Here is an 18,450-nt window from a genome sequence, read left to right on the forward strand (position 1 = left end):
GCTGGCCGCCCAGACCCGCCGCACCGGCGCCGACGACGACCCCGGCGCCGCCGAGCAGGAACGACCGCCGCGACGTCCCGGTCTTCTCGTCCGAGTCCGGCTCCCGCCAGACACGAGGCGCGATCCGGTGCAGCAGAAGGAAAACGGCGACACCGACGAGGAGACTCGCGATCGGGGCGAGCAACGCCACGAGGGTCAGGTCAGGGCGTTCGAAGACGGCGAAAGCGCCGACCAGGCCGAAGAGGGCGATGAGCACAGTGCCGGGCACCGGTGACCGTCGAGAAAGGACACCCGCCAGCGCGGCCACCCCGACCATCACCACGGCCATGCTGCCCAGCAGCACCAGCTTGTCGTAGGTGCCGAAGGTGCGGACGGCGAAGTCCTTCAGCTCGACCGGGGTGAGGTCGATGGCGCCGTTGCCGACGGCGAGGTAGGGCGAAGCGTTGATGCTGATGAAGCCCGCGACCAGGTGCCCGGCCGCCAGCGCCGCGGCGAGTGCCAGGACTCCGGTGAACGCGGCGGCGAAGAATCGCAGCCGGGCGCGCGACGGTGCTGGTGGTGCTTCCGGGGCATCGAGGTCGGTGGCGGTCATGCCGATAGTTCGAGGCGGCGCTGTCGGCGTATTGGTCCGCGACACTTCCATCACACTCGATCGGGTGAAAATTGAGTGCTGTGGGCACTGATGCCTGCCCGGCGTAAGTCTGCCCGGCGCCGAAACCGAACAGCAGCACCGGCGCGTTTGCCACGATTTGCCGGTGCTCGATCAGCTTCGACAGCGCCGGCGGGATGCCGGCGGCCGAGGTGTTGCCGGACTCCGTGACGTCCGTCGCGATCACCGCGCCGGTCGCCCCGATCTTGCGTGCCGGCGTCGACCGGTGGTCCAGTCGAGGAAGTCACTCATCTTGTCGGCGCCGACCACGATCGCCCGGGCCGCGGCGCCCGCCCGGATGGTGTGCTCGGCGGTGGTGCTCCCCAGCCGACCGGCTCGCCAGTCGTCGCGACCCGGCGGCTGCGCACGCCCCCGCGTTCGCGGATCCGCGCGTCGGAGGTGCCGAGCCTGGCATCACGCTCTCCTCGTCGAGTCCACCTGCTGTCAGAGCCGACCGGCACCGCGGCCCGGCTGATCCATTGTGGACAACTTCGGCGCGCTCCTCCGTGTGGGTGACCGGCTGGGTTTTTCGTCACAGCACCAATCCGCGCGAGCCGGCCGGGACGAACTCCTGGTGACATGCCGCCGACCGCGGCACGTGACTCGGCGTGCGCCGGGAAGGACAGGTGCCATGACAGCCCGCGCAGTCGCGCTCCGCACCGTCCCCGGCGCGGAGCCGGAACCCGAACCGGAACAGTTGCTCGCCCGCGCCGCCCTCGGTGACGAGCAGGCCTTCGCCGCGCTTTACGACCAGCTGGCCGGGCCGATCTTCGGCACCGTGCTCCAGGTCCTGCGCTCCCGTTGCCACGCCGAGGAGGTCACTCAGGAGGTCCTGTTGGAGATCTGGCGCAAGGCGGCGGCGTTCGACGCCGCGCGCGGACGCGTGCAGACCTGGGCGCTGACCATCGCCCACCGGCGCGCGATCGACCGCGTCCGCTCCGAGCAGGCGGGCGTCAACCGGGAGGAACGAGCCGAGCGGCTGGACCTTCGCCGCCCGTACGACGACGTCACCGAGACCATGCTGGACCGTCTCGACCGCGCGCAGGTCCGTGCCGCGCTGGCGGTTCTGACGGATCTCCAGCGGGAGTCGATCCTGCTCGCCTACTTTCAGGGTTACACCTGCCGGGAGGTGTCCGAAAAACTCGGTGTCGCGGTCGGCACCGTCAAGACCCGCATGCGGGACGGGCTCGTCCGCTTGCGCGACGCTTTGGGAGTGCACTGATGACCACCGCCGACGCCCACATCCTCGCCGGCGCGTACACCCTTGACGCGGTCGACGACGTCGAGCGCGCCGCCTTCAGCCGCCACCTGAGCGCATGCCCGGCGTGCGCGGGCGAGGTCGCCGAGTTCCGGGAGACCGCGGCCCGCCTCGGTGCCGACGCGGCGGTCACCCCCGGCCCCGGCCTGCGCCGCCGCGTGCTGGCCGAGGTCTCCCAGACCCGGCAGCTGCCGCCCCGCGTCCCGGCCGAGCCCGCCGTCCCGGCGCGACGGAGCCCGTGGCGCAAGCGCGCCCTGATCGGGGTCGCGTCGGTCGCCGCCGCGGCGGCGGTCCTGGTCGGCGGGATCAGCATCGGGCTGGACCAGTCGGTCCCCGGCAGCCCGGCGCCGGTGGCCGACGGTGGCGCGGTGACGTCCGCGTCCGACGCGACCATCGTGCGCGCGGCCGTGGCCGGCGGAGGCTCGGTCTCCGCCACCGCCTCCCGTCAGCTCGGCAAGGTCCTCGTCGCCGCCCATTCCTTGCCGGCGCTGGACGCCGGCCACGCCTACGAGGTGTGGCTGACGGGGCCGGGCGCGCCGCGGTCGGCGGGACTGGTCGGGCCTGGGGGCACCGTCCAGGCCGTTCTGCCCGCCGAAATCGACGGTGTGTCGGTGACGGTCGAGCCCGCCACCGGATCCTTGCAGCCGACCACGCCGTCGGTTGCGGACCTCGTGGTCAGCTGAGCTGGTCACTGGTGCCCGGCGCCGGCTGCCGATGGTCGCCGGGGCGGTAGCTCACCGCCCCGGCGACCGGTGATCAGCCCTGCGTGAGCAGGCCCTGCATCTCGGCGATCTCGGCCTGCTGAGCGTCGACGATCTTCTGGGCGAGCGCCTTGGCATCGGCGTTGCCGCCCTTGGCCAGCTCGGTCCTGGCCATGTCGACCGCGCCCCGGTGGTGCTTGATCATCATGTCCAGCCACATCTTGTCGAACCCGGTGCCCTTGGCGGCCTCGAGCGTCTTCATGTCGTCGGCGGACATCATCCCGGGCATCGACCCGCTCATGGCTGGCATCGGCTCGTGGGTCATGCCCGGCATGCCGGACATCCCGGCGCCCCAGGTGGTCAGCCAGCTCCGCATCTGCTGGATCTCGGGATCCTGGGCCTTGGCGATCCGGCTCGCGAGGTCGATCACCTTCGGGTTCGCGCTGCGCGCCGGGACGAGCTTCGCCATGTCCAGCGCCTGGCTGTGGTGCGGAACCATCTGCTGGGCGAACGTGACGTCGTCGCCGTTGTGAGCACCGGCCGCCTGTGCGGAGGACGACGGAGCAGGAGCCGACGAGCTGCGGTCCGTCCCGGGCAGGGAGTCGCTGCTGCTGCAAGCGCCGAGAACCACGGCGGAGGCCAGCGTGATGCCGCTGATGATGACGTTTTTGCGCATGACAAATCTTTCTCTGTGGGTTTGCGCGAATCGACGGTCTGGGTGGGAGCCGGTCGATCAGGTGCGCAACACGCACAGAGAAGTCAGGATCTCGCGTCCGCGTCTGTCGGGTGGGCGGCCGCGGCCGGGTGGGCCGCGGCGGTCGATTGGCGGTGTGAGCGCCGTCGTGAGCCAGGAGATGCCGAGGAAGGCGACGACGGTCAGCAGGAGTGCGCCGGCCGCGCACAGCACGGCCAAGCAGAGGTGAAGGACATCGTGCATGCCACCCGGCATGCCCGGATCGTGTTCGCCGGAGCCGATACCCGGTGCGGCGACGGCCGTCTGCGAGCCTACGTCGGCCATGTCGTGCGTTGCCGTGACGCTGGCGCGCCCCGGCATGCCGGAGGCCAAGCCGACGTGGTGCATCGCGACGACGCACACGGCGAGCGCGCACAGCAGGACTACCCGCTGCACCTTGCCGAGGCCGGTTGCCGTCACGGCTTCACCGTAGCAACCGCGGATTCATCGTTCCGCTCCACGGGCGGACGGGTCTGCTCCTGGAGCCGGACAACCCACCACCCCCTGCGGCCTGTCAAGACCGAGAGAAACTGTTGGCTCGCTTCGTCTTGGCTATTCACGAACGTGTCGGCCCGGGGATGCGCGGCGCCAGGCCCATGCCGCGACGCCGAAGGCGGCCAGGGTGAGCGGGAAACCTGAAGCGACCTTGAGCGCGACCAGCCATGGATCGGTCGGGTGGGCCGTCAGCAGGCGGGTGACCGCGAACCGCGTGACGGCCACCGCGGCCAACGCGGCGGTGGCGAGGGTGAAGCTGCGTCCTCGTGCCGCGGCGCGCCGGGCTGGTTCCGGTCGGCTCACCAGAGCCCAGAGCACGCCGACAAGCGGCCGGCCGACCAGGATCGATCCCGTCAATCCCACGGCGGCGACCGCGTACCACGCGAGGTCGGGCAGGAAGAGGCCGGAACCGGAACCGGTGCTCCAGGCCATGATTCCGGCGATCGCGACGCCTACGAGGCCGCCGAAGGCCGGACCGCGGGCATGCCCACGGCGAACCCGGGCCAGGCCGATCACGGTCGCGATGAACGCGGCGGCAACCACGGCGGCAGCCGGCCCGGCGAGCGCGTTGAGCGGCGCGAGAGCGGCGGACGGCAGGGCGGAGAGCAGGATCCCTCTGGCGGAGTCCACCCGAGGCGGCGAACGATGCGAGGGGTTCGGCCGGACCGCGGGGCCGGCCGGGCACGGTGGGGGATCGTGGCGGACCATCACGCCGTCCGGGCCTCGGTGACGGAGGCCAGGGAGCGAGCCGCTCGTTCGCGGTCGTCGCCGTAGCCGATCGCCAAGCGGACCACCATGTCGCCGAGGACCGCGCGGGCCGCGCCGGGTGGGAGAGCGCCGCTCAGGACCATCGCCACCATGCCGTGCGGCATGCTCCACACCTGCGCCGCGCACAACTCGGCCTGCTCGACGGCTACCGCGGAGAACCGGCCGCTGCGCACGCCGTGCACGACTAGGTCCGTCAGCCGCTCGAAGGTCGGTTTGCCGGCGTCGTCCTGGTCGGGGGGCCGGTCGATGAACATCGCGCGGTAAAGGTGGGGCAGACCCATTCCGAACGCGAAGAACCCGAGGACCACCGCGGACAACCCGGCCACGGGATCGGTCGACGAGCCGAGTGGATCCAGTTGCGCTTGCAGGCGGGCGAAGCCGTCGAGCCGGACCTCGTGGCGTAGGTGTTCGACGCTGCCGAAGTAGGTGTAGACGGCGGCGGTGGACACGCCGAGTTCCCGGGCCAGTCGCCGGGTCGACAACGCCGATGGGCCTTCTTCGGCCAGTAGCCGCGCGGCCGTGCCGAGCAGGTCGGCCCGCAGGGCGGGATCTCGTGGTCTGGGGCTCATGCGGTCATGATATTACAGTGTTGCCTAACGCTGCAATGTTATGAAGGGTGGTAGCCAAGTACCCGTCGAAGGCTCTCACCGGCCGGTCGTGCCGACCTGTGCTCCGGCGCCGAGTCCGGCGGTGCCGAAACTGTCGGTCAAGTTGTCTCGGAACATCTGCCGCGCATGACGACCCACCGCCCGGTGACGGTGCGGCAGGGTTCGTTCTGACCTGACTGGCGTGTCTTCACGGCATCCGTGGGCGTGACGATCTCGCTCAGAGCCCACCGATCCGCCGGGCCTTCGGGAAGGTTCGTGTTGTCGCCGGTCATCCGGTTGCTCTCAGCCGTACGTCCGCGAAGTACCGATTGTGGCCTTGCCGGACCGCGCACACCCGGAAGCCGTCAGCCGCGGCCAGTTCGCGCGGGGCGGGCAGGTTGAGCACGGCCCAGGGGAACCAGCCACCGACACCGCCTCGCCGCGCCAGAGCCCGCCGGCGTCCGGAGCCGTCTCGACCAGCAGCCGCCCGGCGGGGTGTATTAGCTCGCGAACCCCGGAGCAGCAGGCGCAGCGGGTCACCCCCGATGCCGATGTTGCCGTCCGCCAGCACGGTCGTGGGCAACAGCCGGCAGGTTGCCGAACGGCATTACCGCAAGCGCCGGGTCGCCAACACGGCGAACGTCGCTGCTCTGGAGGACATGATGCCCGCGAACAGATGACGTCCGGATTGGATCGGCGAGGCTCGCGGCCCATGACGCCAACTGAGCTATTGAGAGATATCGATGGCGTGCCCCGGACATTTCCTGTTCACGGTCGACGTGCTGCGCGGTCGTTTGGGCGCAGGTAAGCAACTATAGGGTGAATCTGAGGTGAACGGCATGTGTTCGCCGCTGGGCGCGTTCCCCTGTGCGAGAGTGGGCACCATGGATCGCGGGAACTCGCGCGCGGCACCCGTGGTCGCTTATGTCACCGAGCTGGCCCGGTTTCCGGAGTGGCACGTGTCCGGCTCGCGGGGCTGGTGGGCGATAGCCGAGCGGATCATCCATGCGGACGGCCGGCGCTGGACCATCGGCTTGACTCCGACGGCCGGTGGCTCGGTCGCGTTGATGCTGTGGCGGGGTGACGAGGTCGTCGTCCATCACCGCGGGGACGAAGCGACGCTGTGTGGTATCGCGTTGCAGTGGGTGAACAACCTGCTGGCCGGGCGTTCGTGGGACGCTGCCGGGCGCACGGCATGATCAGCATCCGCGAGATGGGGGAGTGGACCGCCGAGATCCGGGGCGACCAAGTGGTCTTCCGGTTCAGTCCACCGACCGAGGACCTGACCGCGGTCAGCGAGCTGCCGCGGGTCTGGCCGGGTCGCGGGCTGGGAGTCCTCGAGAGCTCGTTGCCGGGGCTGCGGTCGGCGCTGGGTGAGGTGATGAAAGCGCCTGCTTACTTGCGTGGGCGAGCGGCGAGCCGGTCAGGGCTTGGGTGGGGTCCGCCGCACCGGGACGTCGAGGACGGCTTCGTCTACTTCACCGGCCCGGCCGGGCGGGCGGATCGGGCGGCGGGGTATCGAGCGGTTCCGTGCTTCACCGTTGCGGCGGCGGACGTTCGTGACCTGCGGATCCGGGTGACCGGCTACCTGGCGGCGCTGTCGCCGCGCTGATCGGCCGGAATGATCGACGCATTGCTCCATCTGGTCGCGGGGCGGCCTCCGGTTGGCTATTCTGCCCCCATGGCGGACGAGGTGGTCGAGGTCGTGATCGGGCCGGACGGGACCCTCGCCATGTCGGTGCAAGGGGTCGCCGGCATGGAATGCCTGACCCAAACCGAGGACCTGGTCCAGCTGCTCGGCGGGGACATCGAATCCCGTGAGCTGACCGCCGAGGCCTACGTCGACGCCGAGCAGGAAGCCCACGACCGGTTGTGGCATTGACCGGGTCGGCGGTTCCGTGGCTGGTGCACGCTGTCGTGCCGCGCACGGTGGCGAACGGTCCGGGCGAGCGGTTCGCCATCTGGAGCCAGGGGTGCGCGCTGGCCTGTCCCGGTTGCTTCAACCCCGAGACCCACACCGCGGCGAGTGGGGCCACCTGGACGGTGGGTGCGCTGGTCGATGCGGCGCTGGCGCAGGTGCCGGGCATCGAGGGCGTCACGCTGACGGGTGGCGAGCCGTTGTCCCAGCCCGAGGCGGTCGCGGAGTTCTGCGCGCTCATCACGGCACGAGCCGGGCTGGGCGTGATCATCCTGACGGGCTACTCGCGGGCGGAAATCGAAGCCGACCCGGCGCGGACCGCCGCCGTCCAGGCAGCCGACCTGGTCGTGGCCGGCCGTTACAACGAGCGGCTGAAGGTCGCGACGGGGCTGCGGGGGTCGTCGAACAAGGTGTACTGGGACCGCACCGGCCGGTACGCGCCCGCCGAGCTGGGAGGGGTCCCGGAGCTGGAGGTCATCATCGGACCGGAGGGCACCCTGACCCTCACCGGCATGGTGGCACCGGAGGGAGGCGCGTGGTGAGTGGCGTTCACGACGAGATTCGCCTCTACCTGCGCGCGCGGGTGGCGTTGATCGTGCTGGTCACCGTGGAGGAGCAGCGCGCGCTCGAGGTGCTCGACGAAGTGCGCCGCGGCCGGGATCCGGGCTCGGACCTGGTGCTGTGGGACGTCGCCGACCGGTTCGACTCCAAGGCCGGCCGGCAGCTGCCGGACGCGGCCGACCCGATCCTCGCGCTCGACAAGATCAGGGACCTGGCGCTCAAGGAGCCGGCCCGCCGCGATCTGTACGTGCTCAAGGATTTCCACGAGTTCTGGAGCAAGGACGCGCGAGTGCGCCGCAAGCTGCGCAGCCTCGCCCAGAAACTGATCTACACCGGCGCCTCGTTGATCGTCACGACCCCTTCACGCACGATCCCGGAGGAACTGCGCGACGACGCCGTGGTCGTCGAGATGCCGCTGCCGGCGGCCGAGGCGTTGCGTGGCGCGCTGGACACGTTGATCGACGACACGGCGGGCGTGCGCTCGGAGCTGACCCCGCACGGCCGGGCCCGGCTGGCCCAGGCCGCGCTCGGGCTGACCGCGGCCCAGGCCAAGCGGGCCTTCGCCAAGGCGATCGTGCGTGACGAGGTGCTCGACGATCGCGGCATCGACGCGGTGGTCGCCGAGAAGAAGGCCATCATCCGGGACAGCCGGGCGCTGGAGTTCTATGCCGCCGAGGAGACCCCGGACGACGTCGGTGGTCTGGAGTCGCTCAAGCGGTGGCTCGGGCTGCGCGAACAGGCGTTCACCCAGGAGGCCGCGGACTACGGCCTGCCCGCGCCGAAGGGCCTCGCGCTGATCGGCATCCCGGGCACCGGCAAGAGCCTGACCGCCAAGATGATCGGCGGTCTGTGGCGGCTTCCGCTGCTGCGCCTGGACGTCGGCGCGTTGTTCGGTTCGCTGGTCGGCGAATCCGAAGAGCGGGTGCGGCGTGCGTTGCAGCTCGCGGAGACGGTCGCGCCCTGCGTGTTGTGGATCGACGAGCTCGAAAAGGGACTGTCCGGCGGCGACCTCGACGGTGGCACGTCCCAGCGGGTGTTCGGCACGATCCTGACCTGGATGCAGGAGAAGACCGTGCCGGTGTTCGTGGTGGCCACGGCCAACGACATCACCGCGCTGCCCCCGGAGACGTTGCGGCGCGGCCGGTTCGACGAGATCTTCTTCCTCGACCTGCCCACCGAGCCGGAGCGTCGGGAGATCATCACCGTCCACCTGCGCAAGCGCCGCCGCGACCCGGGCGCCTTCGACGTCCACCAGCTGGCCCGGATCGCCGACGGCTTCACCGGGGCCGAGCTGGAACAGGCCATAGTGGACGCTCTCTATCACGCGTTTTCCGAGCACCGTGACGTGGGCACGGCCGACATCACCGCGGCGATCGGTCGCGCGGTGCCGCTGAGCCGTTCGCAGCGCGAGGTCATCGATCGCCTGCGGTCGTGGCTGCGCGAGGGCCGGGCCCGGTCGGCGTCGTTCGCCGAAACCGATCAGGCCGAACAGGCCCAGGTCCGGCTCGAGCTGAGCTGAGCATGAGACCGGGCCGGGTGAGGCGGCTGCTGCGCCAGGCGGCCGAGCGTCAAGCGGACGGGACACGGACGCCCAAGGCCCGCCGAGCCTGGACACGTCTGCTGGCTGCCGCGGATGCCGGTCACCCTGACGCGATCGACGCGATGTGGGAAGCATGGCTTCGCGATCCCCGCGACGACACCTGGTCGGAGATGAGCGGCTGGCTGCAGTTGACCGACGTGCTGGCCGCAGCCGTCGACCCGGGCCGGGACCAGGCCAACAGGGCAGCCCTCGGCACGTTCTGCGTCGAGCACCAGGCAGTTCCGGACAACGCCGTCGAGCGCGCGGTGTTCTTCGTGCTGACCGGTCAGCTCGAGCGCTACGAGGCCACCGACCCGGACGGTTCGCTGCTGGCAAGCGCCTACCCGGCGGCAGCCGAGTCCACCCAGGAAGCGTTGCGGCACAGCATGGTCGGCGCCGGCGAGCTGAACCTGGTGCGAGTGATCGCCGCGCGGCCGGAGCAGCTCCTCGACGACGCCGAGGCCGACTACCTGACCGGAGAACTCGCCGACGCGGGGGAGTGGGAACGGCTGTGGCGGCAGATCCCGGCCATGCCTCCCGCGGCCGCGATCCGCGCCGCACGGCGGTTCCCGGACTGGCGGCCGGCTGACGACCTCGGGCGCGCCTACCTCGACCGGCTGGCAGGCGCCGATCCCGGCGCGCTCGCGGTCTTGTCGGCGGCGGCGGTCATCCGGCTCGACGTCTCCTCAGCCGCCGCAGCGACGTTCGCGGGCAACTGCACCGCGATCGCGCTCACCGGCGACCGTGGCACGAAAACCTTCGAGCTGCCCAGCGGGCGCCTGCTCGCGAGCTATCCGGGACGCCGTCACCTCAACCTGCTGCTGCTGGACGACGGGTCGGTCGTGTACCGGGCCGGTCCCGGCAAGAACCCGCTCCTGCTGCGAGCTCCCGGCGGTGTGCGCCAGGTGTTGTGGCCCAATGGGGTGAACTCGACCGTCGCGAGGGTGTCCGGCGACGAGTTCGTCATGGAGAGACTTGGCCGGCTGTACACCGGTTCGTCCACTGGTGGCCTGTCGCAGGCTTCCGGTATCCGGCCGCCGTTCAGTGGTGAATACCGCGAAGCGCACCTGGTTACCTCGGACCCGCTGAATGGCGACCTTCTGTTCCACGTCTACGAAGCCGGAACAGACGACCCCGACCATCTCGTCCTGGCCGACGCAGACCTCCGAGAACTCGCTCGCATCAGATCCGACGGCTGGCCGAGCGCGGCGTTCTGCGGATCCAGGCGGTTCGTGCTCTGGGACTGGTACGTAGGGCCCTCCGTGCAGCTGTGGCAGTACGAGGGCGCCGAGCTGGTCCGCGTCGCCGAAGCAGAAGTGGACGACTTCATGGACCCCGTACCGGCAGGTGATCGCGTGGTCGTCCGCCACGCCGACGAACTGGTCTGGCTGGACACCGCCACGCTCACCCCTGGTGCACCGCCATCCGGCTACCGCCCGGCGGATGGCGACGCTGACCTTCTCGCGGCGTCGATGGACGGGTCGTTGCTCGCGGTCTCCCTCGCGGGAGGGGTCGAGGTGCACGATCTGTGGCTGTGCCAAGTCTCCGAGCTGGCCCGGCGGCCACTGGCCCAGGCACGGCCAGAAGACCTCAGTTCCCTGACCGCACCGGAGGATCGTCCGCTCGCCGGGCCGGTGCGCGAGGCGGTGGAGCTGCTGCGCGCCGGTCTCGAATATCGCTTCGGCACGGACGTCGCGCTCGGGTCCGGCGCCGCCGTACCGGTCAAGGACGATGACATCGCCCTGGGCGGTGCGTGAGCGTGCGGTGGGATCGGCCGGCGCGACGAGCGGAACACCGGGATCGGGACGGCGTCCTGACGCCGCGCGCACGCCGGGCCTGGGCCCGGCTCACGGCCGCGGTCGAGCGCGGTGACTGCGAGGCCGTCACCGCTGCCCGGGAAGTATGGCTGCGGGATCCCCGCGAGGACACCTGGGAACTCCTGCGCCAGTGGACGAGCGCGGCGGACGTGTTCGATGCGGCCACCGACCCCGCGCGGAACGCCGAGGCCCGGGCCACGATCGGAAAATACTGCGCGGACCACGACATGGCTCCGGACAACGCCGTCGAACGCGTCGTGTTCTTCGTGCTGACCGGCCGGATCGAGCAGTACCAGGCGGCGGACCCGGACGGCTCGCTGCTGGCCGGCGGTTATCGAGCCGCTGCCGAACCGGTCCGGAAAGCGTTGCGGGACAGCATGGTCGGCGCCGGCGAACTGAGCTTGGTGCGGGCGATCACCCGCCACTCGGACCAGGTGCTGTCCCACGCGGAGGCCGTATTTCTCGCCCGCGAACTGGCCGCCGCCGGTGAGTGGGAACAGTTGTGGCGGCAGGTGCCGGCCATGAGCTTCGCCAGCGCCGTCCACGCCGCGAAGTTGTTCGGTGACTGGCGACCGGCAGACGAGGCCGGCCGGACATACCTGGCGAAGCTGGCCGCCGCTGAGCCCGCGTTGTTCACGACGGTGCTCGACATTGCGCGTATCACGAGCCGCTCGTCCCGATTCTCGTTCGCCTCGGACGGATCCGAGGTCGCGATTTCAGAATTCGGCACTGTCACCGTGTTCGCGCTGTCCGATGGGAAGCAGATCGCGAGATACCACGACCAGCCTTATGCGTACGACGTGCTGGCGCTCGGGCAAGGGACGGTTGTGCGCACCCAACCACTGTCCCCGTTCCTGCGATTGGCACCCGACAGGCCGCCGGAGACGCTGCTGGCGGACGCTGACGGCGCGACCGTGGCCAGGACACCGGCGGGGTTCGTCCTGGGCAAGGAGGACCGTCTGTACTTCGGCGGCGCCATCGGCTCGTGGACACGAACCTCCCCGGCACCGGGGCGCCTGGCCGCCGCGGATCCGATCAACGGGCGGTTACTGTTCGCGTGTCCCGGCGACCAGCCGACCGGCTTGCTCGTCACCGACGACAACCTGGACGCGCTTGCCCGGATCCCGGCTCACGGACGTGGCCGCAGCACATTCTGCGGGTCGGACCGGATTGTGGTCTGGGAACGGGACGACGGGCACAACAGCCACACTCTGCGTCTTCTACGACTCGACGGCGCCGATCTGATCGAAGCGGCCGCGATCGGTGTATGGAGCAGCGAAGTCATCCCATTGCCGGCCTTCGACCGGTTGTATGTCCTGGAACGCCACGGGCCCAGATGGCTCGATGCGGATACTCTCGCCGAGATCGGACCGCCGACCGAGTTCAAGGATACTTTCTTCTACGACAACACGTTCTCCGCTGACGGCACTCTGGCCGCAGCACCCGTCGCGGAACGCAACTTGGCCGCGGTCGAGGATCTGTGGTCACGCCGTATCTATTGGCTGTCACAACGGTCGCTTTCCCTGGCTGGCCCGGCCGATCTGAAAATCCTCGCCACGCCGGGAAACCGGCAGGTGACCGGGCCGATGCGCGAGGCAGTAGGCCTGTTGCGTGCCGGTCTCGAATACCGGTTCGGCGCGGAGGTCGCTCTCGGGTCCGATGCGGGCGTCACCGCGAGGGATGACGACATCGCGTTGGGCGGTGGTTGATCGTGCCCACGACGGCGAAGCTCGAGCGGCGGGCCCAAGCAGGCGGCCGGCGTGGCCGACGCGCTTTGCGGCAGCTGATCAAGCGCGGCGACCACCACGACCAGGCCGCGATCGACGTCGTGTGGGACCTGTGGTTCACCAGGCAGCGTGCCGAAATGTGGGCCGCGTTGAGCCGGTGGGACCAGCCGCACACCCTGCGTGCGGAAAGCCTGGTCGCGCTGGGGCGGCCGGCCCCGGCGGAGTCCGTGGTCGCCGCGGCGCGCTGGCACTGGCATCCGATCGCGGCGACCGCGCGGGCCGCGATCCTCGCCGGTGGGCTCGATCTCGTGCACGCGGTGTGCGAGGCAGCGTGGTCCCGGCCCGACGCCGAGCTGACCGCGTGGTGCGTGCGGCACCACCTGGCGCCTCGGGATCCGCGCCGGGCGGCGCTGTTCTTCCTGCTGACCGGACAAAGCGAGCAGTACCGGCTGGCCGATCCCGACCGTTCGCTGCTCGCGGCGGCGTACCGGGCCGGGACGGAGGACGAGCGCAACCGCGTTCGCGCCGCGGTGGCGGGCGAGCCGGACCTGATCAGGGTGCTCGCCGACACCGTCGGCAACCGCTCCGTCTGGCCCAGCGAGGACGAGGTGGCGTACCTCATCGACGCGTTCGCCGACCGTCGGGACTGGGCGGGATTGTGGGGACTGGCCAGGGATCTTCCGGTGCGCGACGCGGTCGCGGCGGTCCGTCGCCATCAGGGCCCCCGGCCGGTGGGCGCCGACGCGGACCTGTTCGCCCTGCTCGCGGACGCGAACCCGGAGGCGCTGGCCACGGCGATACGGCAGCAGCGCCTCGCCGTCCCGGGTTGTGCGGTCTGTTCACTCGATCGGACCGGGCACCGGATCGCCGTTCGCACGGGCCTCGGCATCGAGGTGTACGAGTTTTCGCACGGCGCCGATCCGCGGAGGATCGCGGCAAAGGACATGCCCTACTACCGCGGTCTGGTCTACGCCGGCGACATGGTGGTGCTCGACGACGGTGCCGTGATCGCCACCAAACCGCATCAATCGGCATCCGGCGAGGCGTGGAGCTCGACGGCTGACAGCTGGATCTTTCCGTTCACCGACGCGCTCAGGCTCGACCCGACTCCGGACGGGTTCGCCGCGCTGAGCTTCCCGGATGATCGCCCACGGCTGCACCTGCTGTCGGGCGCCGGGCGAGACTTCTCCCGTTATCGGCGACGTGACTTCGACCTGCCGACCGAACTAGGCTTGTCCGCCGACCACGTCGAGCGGTTCTGGACCATGACCGCCGACGCGGCGAGCGACCGGGTGGCCTTCGCCGGAAAGCGGCTCTACGTGGCCGAACCCGACGGGTCGGGCCTACGGGTGCTGGCCACCGCGCCGCGGGCGTCGCGCGCCGTCACCCAGCTCGCCTTCTGCGGGGCGGACCGGCTGCTCGAGGTGGACAAGCCGGGTCTCCTACGGCTGTGGCGGCTCGACGGAGACGAGCTGTCCGTCGTGGCCGAACGGTACGCAGTCGAGGGCAGCGTGGTGTGCGTACCCGCGGCGCGGGTGGTGTTCGCCATCGTCGTGTCACAGAGTCGGCGCAGGCTGCGCTGTTTCGACGACACGACCCTCGCCGACGTCCCGATGCCGAGCACGTTCCCGGCCATGCCGGATCCGGCGTACCTGTTCGGCTCTCCCGGCGGTGCCTTCCTCGGCCTCGCCAACGCACCCGAGGTGCAGGTGCTCGACGTCGACGCGGCGATGCTCGTCGGCCGGCCGCTCGCCACGACCGTCCCGGCCGACCTGGCCGTGGTGCGCGGACTCCTCGGCAACCCCAGGACGCCGCAGGTCGCGCGCCCGCTGCTGGACCTGTTCCGGGCCTGCTTGGAACTGCGGTTCGGCTCCGACGTGGCGCTCGGCGCGCACGGGCCAGCGGTATCGCGCGACGACGACATAGCACTGGGGGAACAGGCGTGACGGCCAGGATCGGCATCGACTTCGGCACCGCGAACACCGTGGTGGCCCGGTGGGACCCGGTACGCGGCCGGGGCGAGCCGGTCCCGTTGGACGGAGTCGACCTGACCCGTCCGGCCGGCGACGGCGTGCTGCAGCGCGTGGTGCCGTCGCTGATCGCCTACCCGCACGTCGGCTCGCAACGCTGGCTCGGCGCCCAGGTCAGCGCCCGGCCCGAGCTGCTCGCCGACCCGAGCACCACGGTCTTCCAGTACACCAAGAGCTCCGTGACCGGCCGGACCGTCGACATCGCACGCAGAGTGGGCGACCGCAAGATCACCGCGCGCGACGCGGCCACCCAGTTCCTCGGCGACGTCACCGCGCTCGCCGTGCTCGCCGTCGGCGCGGACGACCTGGAGATCGTGGCCACCGCGCCGGTCGAGACGTTCGACACCTACCGCGACTGGCTGGCCGGCGAGGTCGCGGCGGGGATCGGAGCGGCCCGGCTGCGGGTCGTCGACGAGGCCACCGCGGCCGCCGTCGGCTACAGCGCCCGGATGAGCCCGGGCGACGTGTTCTGCGTCGTGGACTTCGGCGCGGGCACGTTGGACATCTCGGTGGTGCGGGTCGAGGAGCCGGCGAGCGGGGGCGCGGGCGTGCGAGCGATCGCCAAGGTCGGCCTGGACCTGGGCGGCAACCACATCGACGCGTTGCTCGCCGAGCACGTCGCGGCGCAAGTGAAGCTGCCGCACGGCGACCCGGTCACCTACAACCGCGTGTTTCGCGCGTTGCTGGGCTCGGCCGAGGCGGCCAAGGTCGAGCTCACCCGCGCGGAGCACGCGCGGATCACCGCCGTCGACCCGGTCACCGGCAAGCGCTACCGCGCCGACCTCGACCGGGCGGCGTTCGACCGGCTGCTTCGGGACAACGATGTGCTCGGCCGGGTCAACCGCGCGCTGCGCAAGGTGCTGGAGGGTGCCGCGGCCAAGGGCTACCCGGGAGACGGGTTCACCGCGGTGTTCCTCGTCGGCGGCACCAGCCTGGTCCCCGCCGTGCAGGACCTCGTGCACCTGCAGTTCGAACCCCGCATCGTGCACCTCGACCGGCCGTTGGAAGCAGTGGCCGCCGGCGCGGCGGGCATCGCGGGCGGCCACGAGCTGCACGACCACATCCAGCACGACTACGCGATCCGTCACGTCGAACAGCGCACCGGCGCCTACGAGTACGAGCTGGTCGTCGAGGCGGGGACCCCGTACCCCACGGCCGAGCCGGTCAAGTCGATCACGATTACGGCCGTGCACCACGGTCAGCGGAGGATGGGCCTCGCGATCTACGAGCTCACCCACGCCACCGGCGGCAGCGGCGCCGACCGGGAGATCGTGTTCGACGCCGCGGGTGGCGCCCGTACGGTCGCGGTGACCCCGCAGCACCAGCAGGAGCGGTCGACGCTGTGGCTCAACGAGGACAGCCCCACGTTCCTGGAAGCGAACCCGCCCGCCGAAGCCGGCGCCGACCGGTTCCGCCTGGACTTCCGCATCGACGCGCAGAAGCGGCTGACCGTCTCGGCCTTCGACATCGAACGACGCACCTGGGTCCTGACCGGGCACCCGGTCGTCCAGCTGGCCTGATCAGGGGAGAAAACCGTTGTCCCACTACACCCGCATCCGGACCCAGCTGCGCGACGCCGGCCTTCTGGCCGAAGCGCTACGCCTGGCCGGTCACCCCCACGTCGAGGTCCACGAGGAGCCCCAGACGCTCTACGGCTACCGAGGCGACGCCCGCCCCGAAACCGCCGAGGTGGTGATCCGCCGTGAGCACGTGGGCGCCGCGAGCAACGACATCGGGTTCGCCCGCCGGCCGGACGGCTCCTTCGAGGCCATCGTCAGCGACTACGACCGCAAGCGCCACGACCGCGCTTGGCTCGACAAGCTGACCCACTTCTACGGCTACGTCGCGACCTTGCGCTACGCGGAAACGCACGGCTACGAAGTCGCCACCGACGAGGTCTCGGAAGACGGCACCCGCCGCTTGACCCTGCGCCGCACCAGCTGATCGACCTCGAGACGGCCGAGCTGAAGAGGCTGTTCGAGGCAGGCGAGATACCGCCGGAACCCGGGGGCGAATCCAGCGGTTGCTGGACCGCTGCGGATGTCTGTCCGCTTGACGGTCGTGGCTTCTCGTGTCCATGGCGGATCTCAGGCCAGCCGTCTCGTATCGGGACGGAGGAGTACAGCCAAGAGCAGTGCACCCAAGTCGTCGCTGTCGGCGAGGACGTCCAAGGTGCCGGTCGCCTGCAGGAGGTCGCGGATCGTTCCGTGGGCGTGCAGAACATGGTAGGAGGTGCCGTTGTCGACCGCGGCACGGTAGCCGGTGATCAGAGACCGCACTCCCAGAAGGTCGAGGGCGGTGACGCGGCGCAGGCAGATCAGAAACGTGTCGGGCGGGTCCGCGACGATCGTGTTGACGATCAGTGCCGACAGCGCGGCGGTCGAGGATCCGCACACCTGCCCCCGTAGATCCATTCGCATCGTCGAGACGGAAACGCGATGGACGGTTGCCGAGAAGGTCACGGTGAGCCCCTGGGGGTCGAACACGGTGGTCGGCGAGGTCCGGGCCGAGGAGCGGAACTCAGTGTAGTGGCTGACGCGGCGGATACGGCGATGAGTCGGGCGGAGGTTCAGGCTGGCCATGCTCGTCGTCCAGGCGGGTTGGCCGTCCGGCGATGCCACTGTCGACGAGGAAGGCTGTGGAGGTGACAACGGCATGTCCGATGATCTTCCCGCTCGGCGCCGCCGCGAAGCTGTGCGGCCGAGTCCAGCCGCGACCGGACGTTTCAGAATATCTGCGCCGAGCCCCAGGCTTCGATCGAAGACGCCGGCCGTCGCAGAAGATCAGCTCGTGTCCGAGCTCAGGACGCGATGTTGAGCGCAGCACGAGCGCGTAACGGAGCAGCAGAAAGACACTCTCGACAGGTCGGTGCCGGCGGGGATGGTGATCAGTGAGGCTGACGCTCATCAGACGAACCCCTGAAGGCGCAACAGCTCGGTCGCGGCGTCATCCTGCCTGACGTCTCGGCGTGCAGCCTGTCCACCGTCGCCATCGTCGGGAGCGTGCGTCACGACTCCGCGGGATGTGACGTGCGAGTGCTGACCGCCGACCGGAAACTGGGCTGATCGTGTGAACGAACCTTGCGTGACGGCACCCGGCGGAACTTCCCGGGACCTCGTCGACGCCGGTTAGGTGACGATGACCTGGACGTAGCGGTCGAGCAGCTCGGCCGGCAGCGTGTCGGCGGCGATGTCCACGACGATGGCCACGGTTTCGTGACCGGGCCGTGCCCGGGAAACGAGACCGTCCAGCAGAACGATCGCGATGTCGCCGGGCCGGTCGTCGTGCCGGGTGAGGGTGACGCCGAGACCCCCGAGGAACCCTTTGCCTTGCCGGAAGAGCTGCCGCGCGGTCGCCTCGTCCGCGACGATGATGTGCACGATGGCGGTCGGGTCGCTGTCGTCGTTACGTCTCAGCGCGCTGATCGTTCCGCCGAGGATGAGCACGGCAGCCCGTCGTTGCTCGGGTGCCAAAGCCTTGAGGGGTGCGGTGTCGCCACGCGCGGCGGCAAGCGCGGCGGGGGGGGACTCGTCGGCACCGCCCCCCCCGCCCGTTGTCCTGTCGTCCACCCCGGCAGCGGCCACCAACCCCCCGTCGTTGTCTACAAAGGAACCTGGGCAGGCCACA

At 70.5% G+C, this 18,450-nt stretch carries 19 protein-coding genes and 2 pseudogenes; 12 read left to right on the top strand and 9 right to left on the bottom strand.

Annotated features, from left to right (window positions below; translation table 11 throughout):
• The 3 genes and pseudogenes from ACZ63J_RS38655 to ACZ63J_RS38665 all read right to left on the bottom strand — a co-directional run.
• Nucleotides 1-592: pseudogene (locus ACZ63J_RS38655) on the bottom strand (molybdopterin-dependent oxidoreductase); the annotation flags it as partial.
• A 103-nt stretch (nucleotides 593-695) separates the two neighbouring features.
• Nucleotides 696-884 (bottom strand): annotated as a pseudogene (locus ACZ63J_RS38660) (3-oxoacyl-[acyl-carrier-protein] synthase III C-terminal domain-containing protein); the annotation flags it as partial.
• A complete protein-coding gene (locus ACZ63J_RS38665) occupies nucleotides 833-976 on the bottom strand; it encodes a hypothetical protein (protein ID WP_465408931.1) in 144 nt (47 codons plus the stop codon). The gene ACZ63J_RS38665 and the pseudogene ACZ63J_RS38660, both read right to left, overlap by 52 nt.
• A gap of 304 nt (nucleotides 977-1,280) precedes the next feature.
• On the opposite strand from ACZ63J_RS38665, the gene sigK reads away from it, so the two are divergent.
• A complete protein-coding gene (gene sigK, locus ACZ63J_RS38670; protein WP_465408895.1) occupies nucleotides 1,281-1,871 on the top strand; it encodes an ECF RNA polymerase sigma factor SigK in 591 nt (196 codons plus the stop codon).
• Nucleotides 1,871-2,590 carry an anti-sigma factor gene (locus ACZ63J_RS38675; RefSeq protein ID WP_465408897.1) on the top strand — a complete coding sequence of 240 codons (720 nt, stop codon included), beginning with the start codon at nucleotides 1,871-1,873 and terminating at the stop codon, nucleotides 2,588-2,590. The genes sigK and ACZ63J_RS38675 overlap by 1 nt, the downstream gene beginning before the upstream one ends.
• Before the next feature lie 73 nt (nucleotides 2,591-2,663).
• Here ACZ63J_RS38675 and ACZ63J_RS38680 read toward each other — a convergent pair whose 3' ends face one another.
• The 4 genes from ACZ63J_RS38680 to ACZ63J_RS38695 all read right to left on the bottom strand — a co-directional run bounded on the left by ACZ63J_RS38680 (nucleotide 2,664) and on the right by ACZ63J_RS38695 (nucleotide 5,173).
• Complete coding sequence (locus tag ACZ63J_RS38680) at nucleotides 2,664-3,284, bottom strand: DUF305 domain-containing protein (RefSeq protein WP_465408899.1); 621 nt, start codon at nucleotides 3,282-3,284, stop codon at nucleotides 2,664-2,666.
• A gap of 57 nt (nucleotides 3,285-3,341) precedes the next feature.
• Nucleotides 3,342-3,761, bottom strand: coding sequence for a DUF6153 family protein (locus tag ACZ63J_RS38685; RefSeq protein ID WP_465408901.1), 420 nt, complete (start codon nucleotides 3,759-3,761; stop codon nucleotides 3,342-3,344).
• A 132-nt stretch (nucleotides 3,762-3,893) separates the two neighbouring features.
• A complete protein-coding gene (locus ACZ63J_RS38690; RefSeq protein ID WP_465408903.1) occupies nucleotides 3,894-4,466 on the bottom strand; it encodes a DUF3159 domain-containing protein in 573 nt (190 codons plus the stop codon).
• Nucleotides 4,467-4,543: 77 nt separating this feature from the next.
• Complete coding sequence (locus tag ACZ63J_RS38695; protein ID WP_465408905.1) at nucleotides 4,544-5,173, bottom strand: TetR/AcrR family transcriptional regulator; 630 nt, start codon at nucleotides 5,171-5,173, stop codon at nucleotides 4,544-4,546.
• Between the two features lie 902 nt (nucleotides 5,174-6,075).
• Here ACZ63J_RS38695 and ACZ63J_RS38700 point away from each other — a divergent pair.
• The 10 genes from ACZ63J_RS38700 to ACZ63J_RS38745 all read left to right on the top strand — a co-directional run bounded on the left by ACZ63J_RS38700 (nucleotide 6,076) and on the right by ACZ63J_RS38745 (nucleotide 16,767).
• A complete protein-coding gene (locus ACZ63J_RS38700; protein WP_465408907.1) occupies nucleotides 6,076-6,390 on the top strand; it encodes a hypothetical protein in 315 nt (104 codons plus the stop codon).
• Complete coding sequence (locus ACZ63J_RS38705; RefSeq protein WP_465408909.1) at nucleotides 6,387-6,803, top strand: hypothetical protein; 417 nt, start codon at nucleotides 6,387-6,389, stop codon at nucleotides 6,801-6,803. Before ACZ63J_RS38700 ends, ACZ63J_RS38705 begins: the two co-directional genes overlap by 4 nt.
• 69 nt (nucleotides 6,804-6,872) lie before the next feature.
• Nucleotides 6,873-7,073, top strand: coding sequence for a DUF2997 domain-containing protein (locus ACZ63J_RS38710; RefSeq protein WP_465408911.1), 201 nt, complete (start codon nucleotides 6,873-6,875; stop codon nucleotides 7,071-7,073).
• Between the two features lie 23 nt (nucleotides 7,074-7,096).
• Nucleotides 7,097-7,651: a 4Fe-4S cluster-binding domain-containing protein gene (locus ACZ63J_RS38715; RefSeq protein ID WP_465408913.1), complete on the top strand. Its 555-nt coding sequence runs from the start codon at nucleotides 7,097-7,099 to the stop codon at nucleotides 7,649-7,651.
• A complete protein-coding gene (locus ACZ63J_RS38720; RefSeq protein WP_465408915.1) occupies nucleotides 7,648-9,189 on the top strand; it encodes an AAA family ATPase in 1,542 nt (513 codons plus the stop codon). The genes ACZ63J_RS38715 and ACZ63J_RS38720 overlap by 4 nt, the downstream gene beginning before the upstream one ends.
• 17 nt (nucleotides 9,190-9,206) lie before the next feature.
• Nucleotides 9,207-11,006 carry a hypothetical protein gene (locus ACZ63J_RS38725; RefSeq protein WP_465408917.1) on the top strand — a complete coding sequence of 600 codons (1,800 nt, stop codon included), beginning with the start codon at nucleotides 9,207-9,209 and terminating at the stop codon, nucleotides 11,004-11,006.
• Nucleotides 11,003-12,775, top strand: a complete 1,773-nt coding sequence (locus ACZ63J_RS38730; RefSeq protein WP_465408919.1) for a hypothetical protein — start codon at nucleotides 11,003-11,005, stop codon at nucleotides 12,773-12,775. The genes ACZ63J_RS38725 and ACZ63J_RS38730 overlap by 4 nt, the downstream gene beginning before the upstream one ends.
• 2 nt (nucleotides 12,776-12,777) lie before the next feature.
• Nucleotides 12,778-14,739, top strand: coding sequence for a hypothetical protein (locus tag ACZ63J_RS38735; protein WP_465408921.1), 1,962 nt, complete (start codon nucleotides 12,778-12,780; stop codon nucleotides 14,737-14,739).
• Nucleotides 14,736-16,343, top strand: a complete 1,608-nt coding sequence (locus ACZ63J_RS38740) for an Hsp70 family protein (RefSeq protein WP_465408923.1) — start codon at nucleotides 14,736-14,738, stop codon at nucleotides 16,341-16,343. The genes ACZ63J_RS38735 and ACZ63J_RS38740 overlap by 4 nt, the downstream gene beginning before the upstream one ends.
• Nucleotides 16,344-16,359: 16 nt before the next feature.
• Nucleotides 16,360-16,767 carry a DUF1257 domain-containing protein gene (locus ACZ63J_RS38745; RefSeq protein ID WP_465408925.1) on the top strand — a complete coding sequence of 136 codons (408 nt, stop codon included), beginning with the start codon at nucleotides 16,360-16,362 and terminating at the stop codon, nucleotides 16,765-16,767.
• A gap of 143 nt (nucleotides 16,768-16,910) precedes the next feature.
• On the opposite strand, the gene ACZ63J_RS38750 is transcribed toward ACZ63J_RS38745, so the two are convergent.
• Nucleotides 16,911-17,405, bottom strand: a complete 495-nt coding sequence (locus ACZ63J_RS38750; protein WP_465408927.1) for an STAS domain-containing protein — start codon at nucleotides 17,403-17,405, stop codon at nucleotides 16,911-16,913.
• Nucleotides 17,406-17,951: 546 nt separating this feature from the next.
• Nucleotides 17,952-18,450 (bottom strand): hypothetical protein (locus ACZ63J_RS38755; RefSeq protein ID WP_465439845.1); only part of this gene is annotated, 499 nt, incomplete at its 5' end.

The organism is Amycolatopsis sp. NPDC104863, assembly GCF_055582965.1.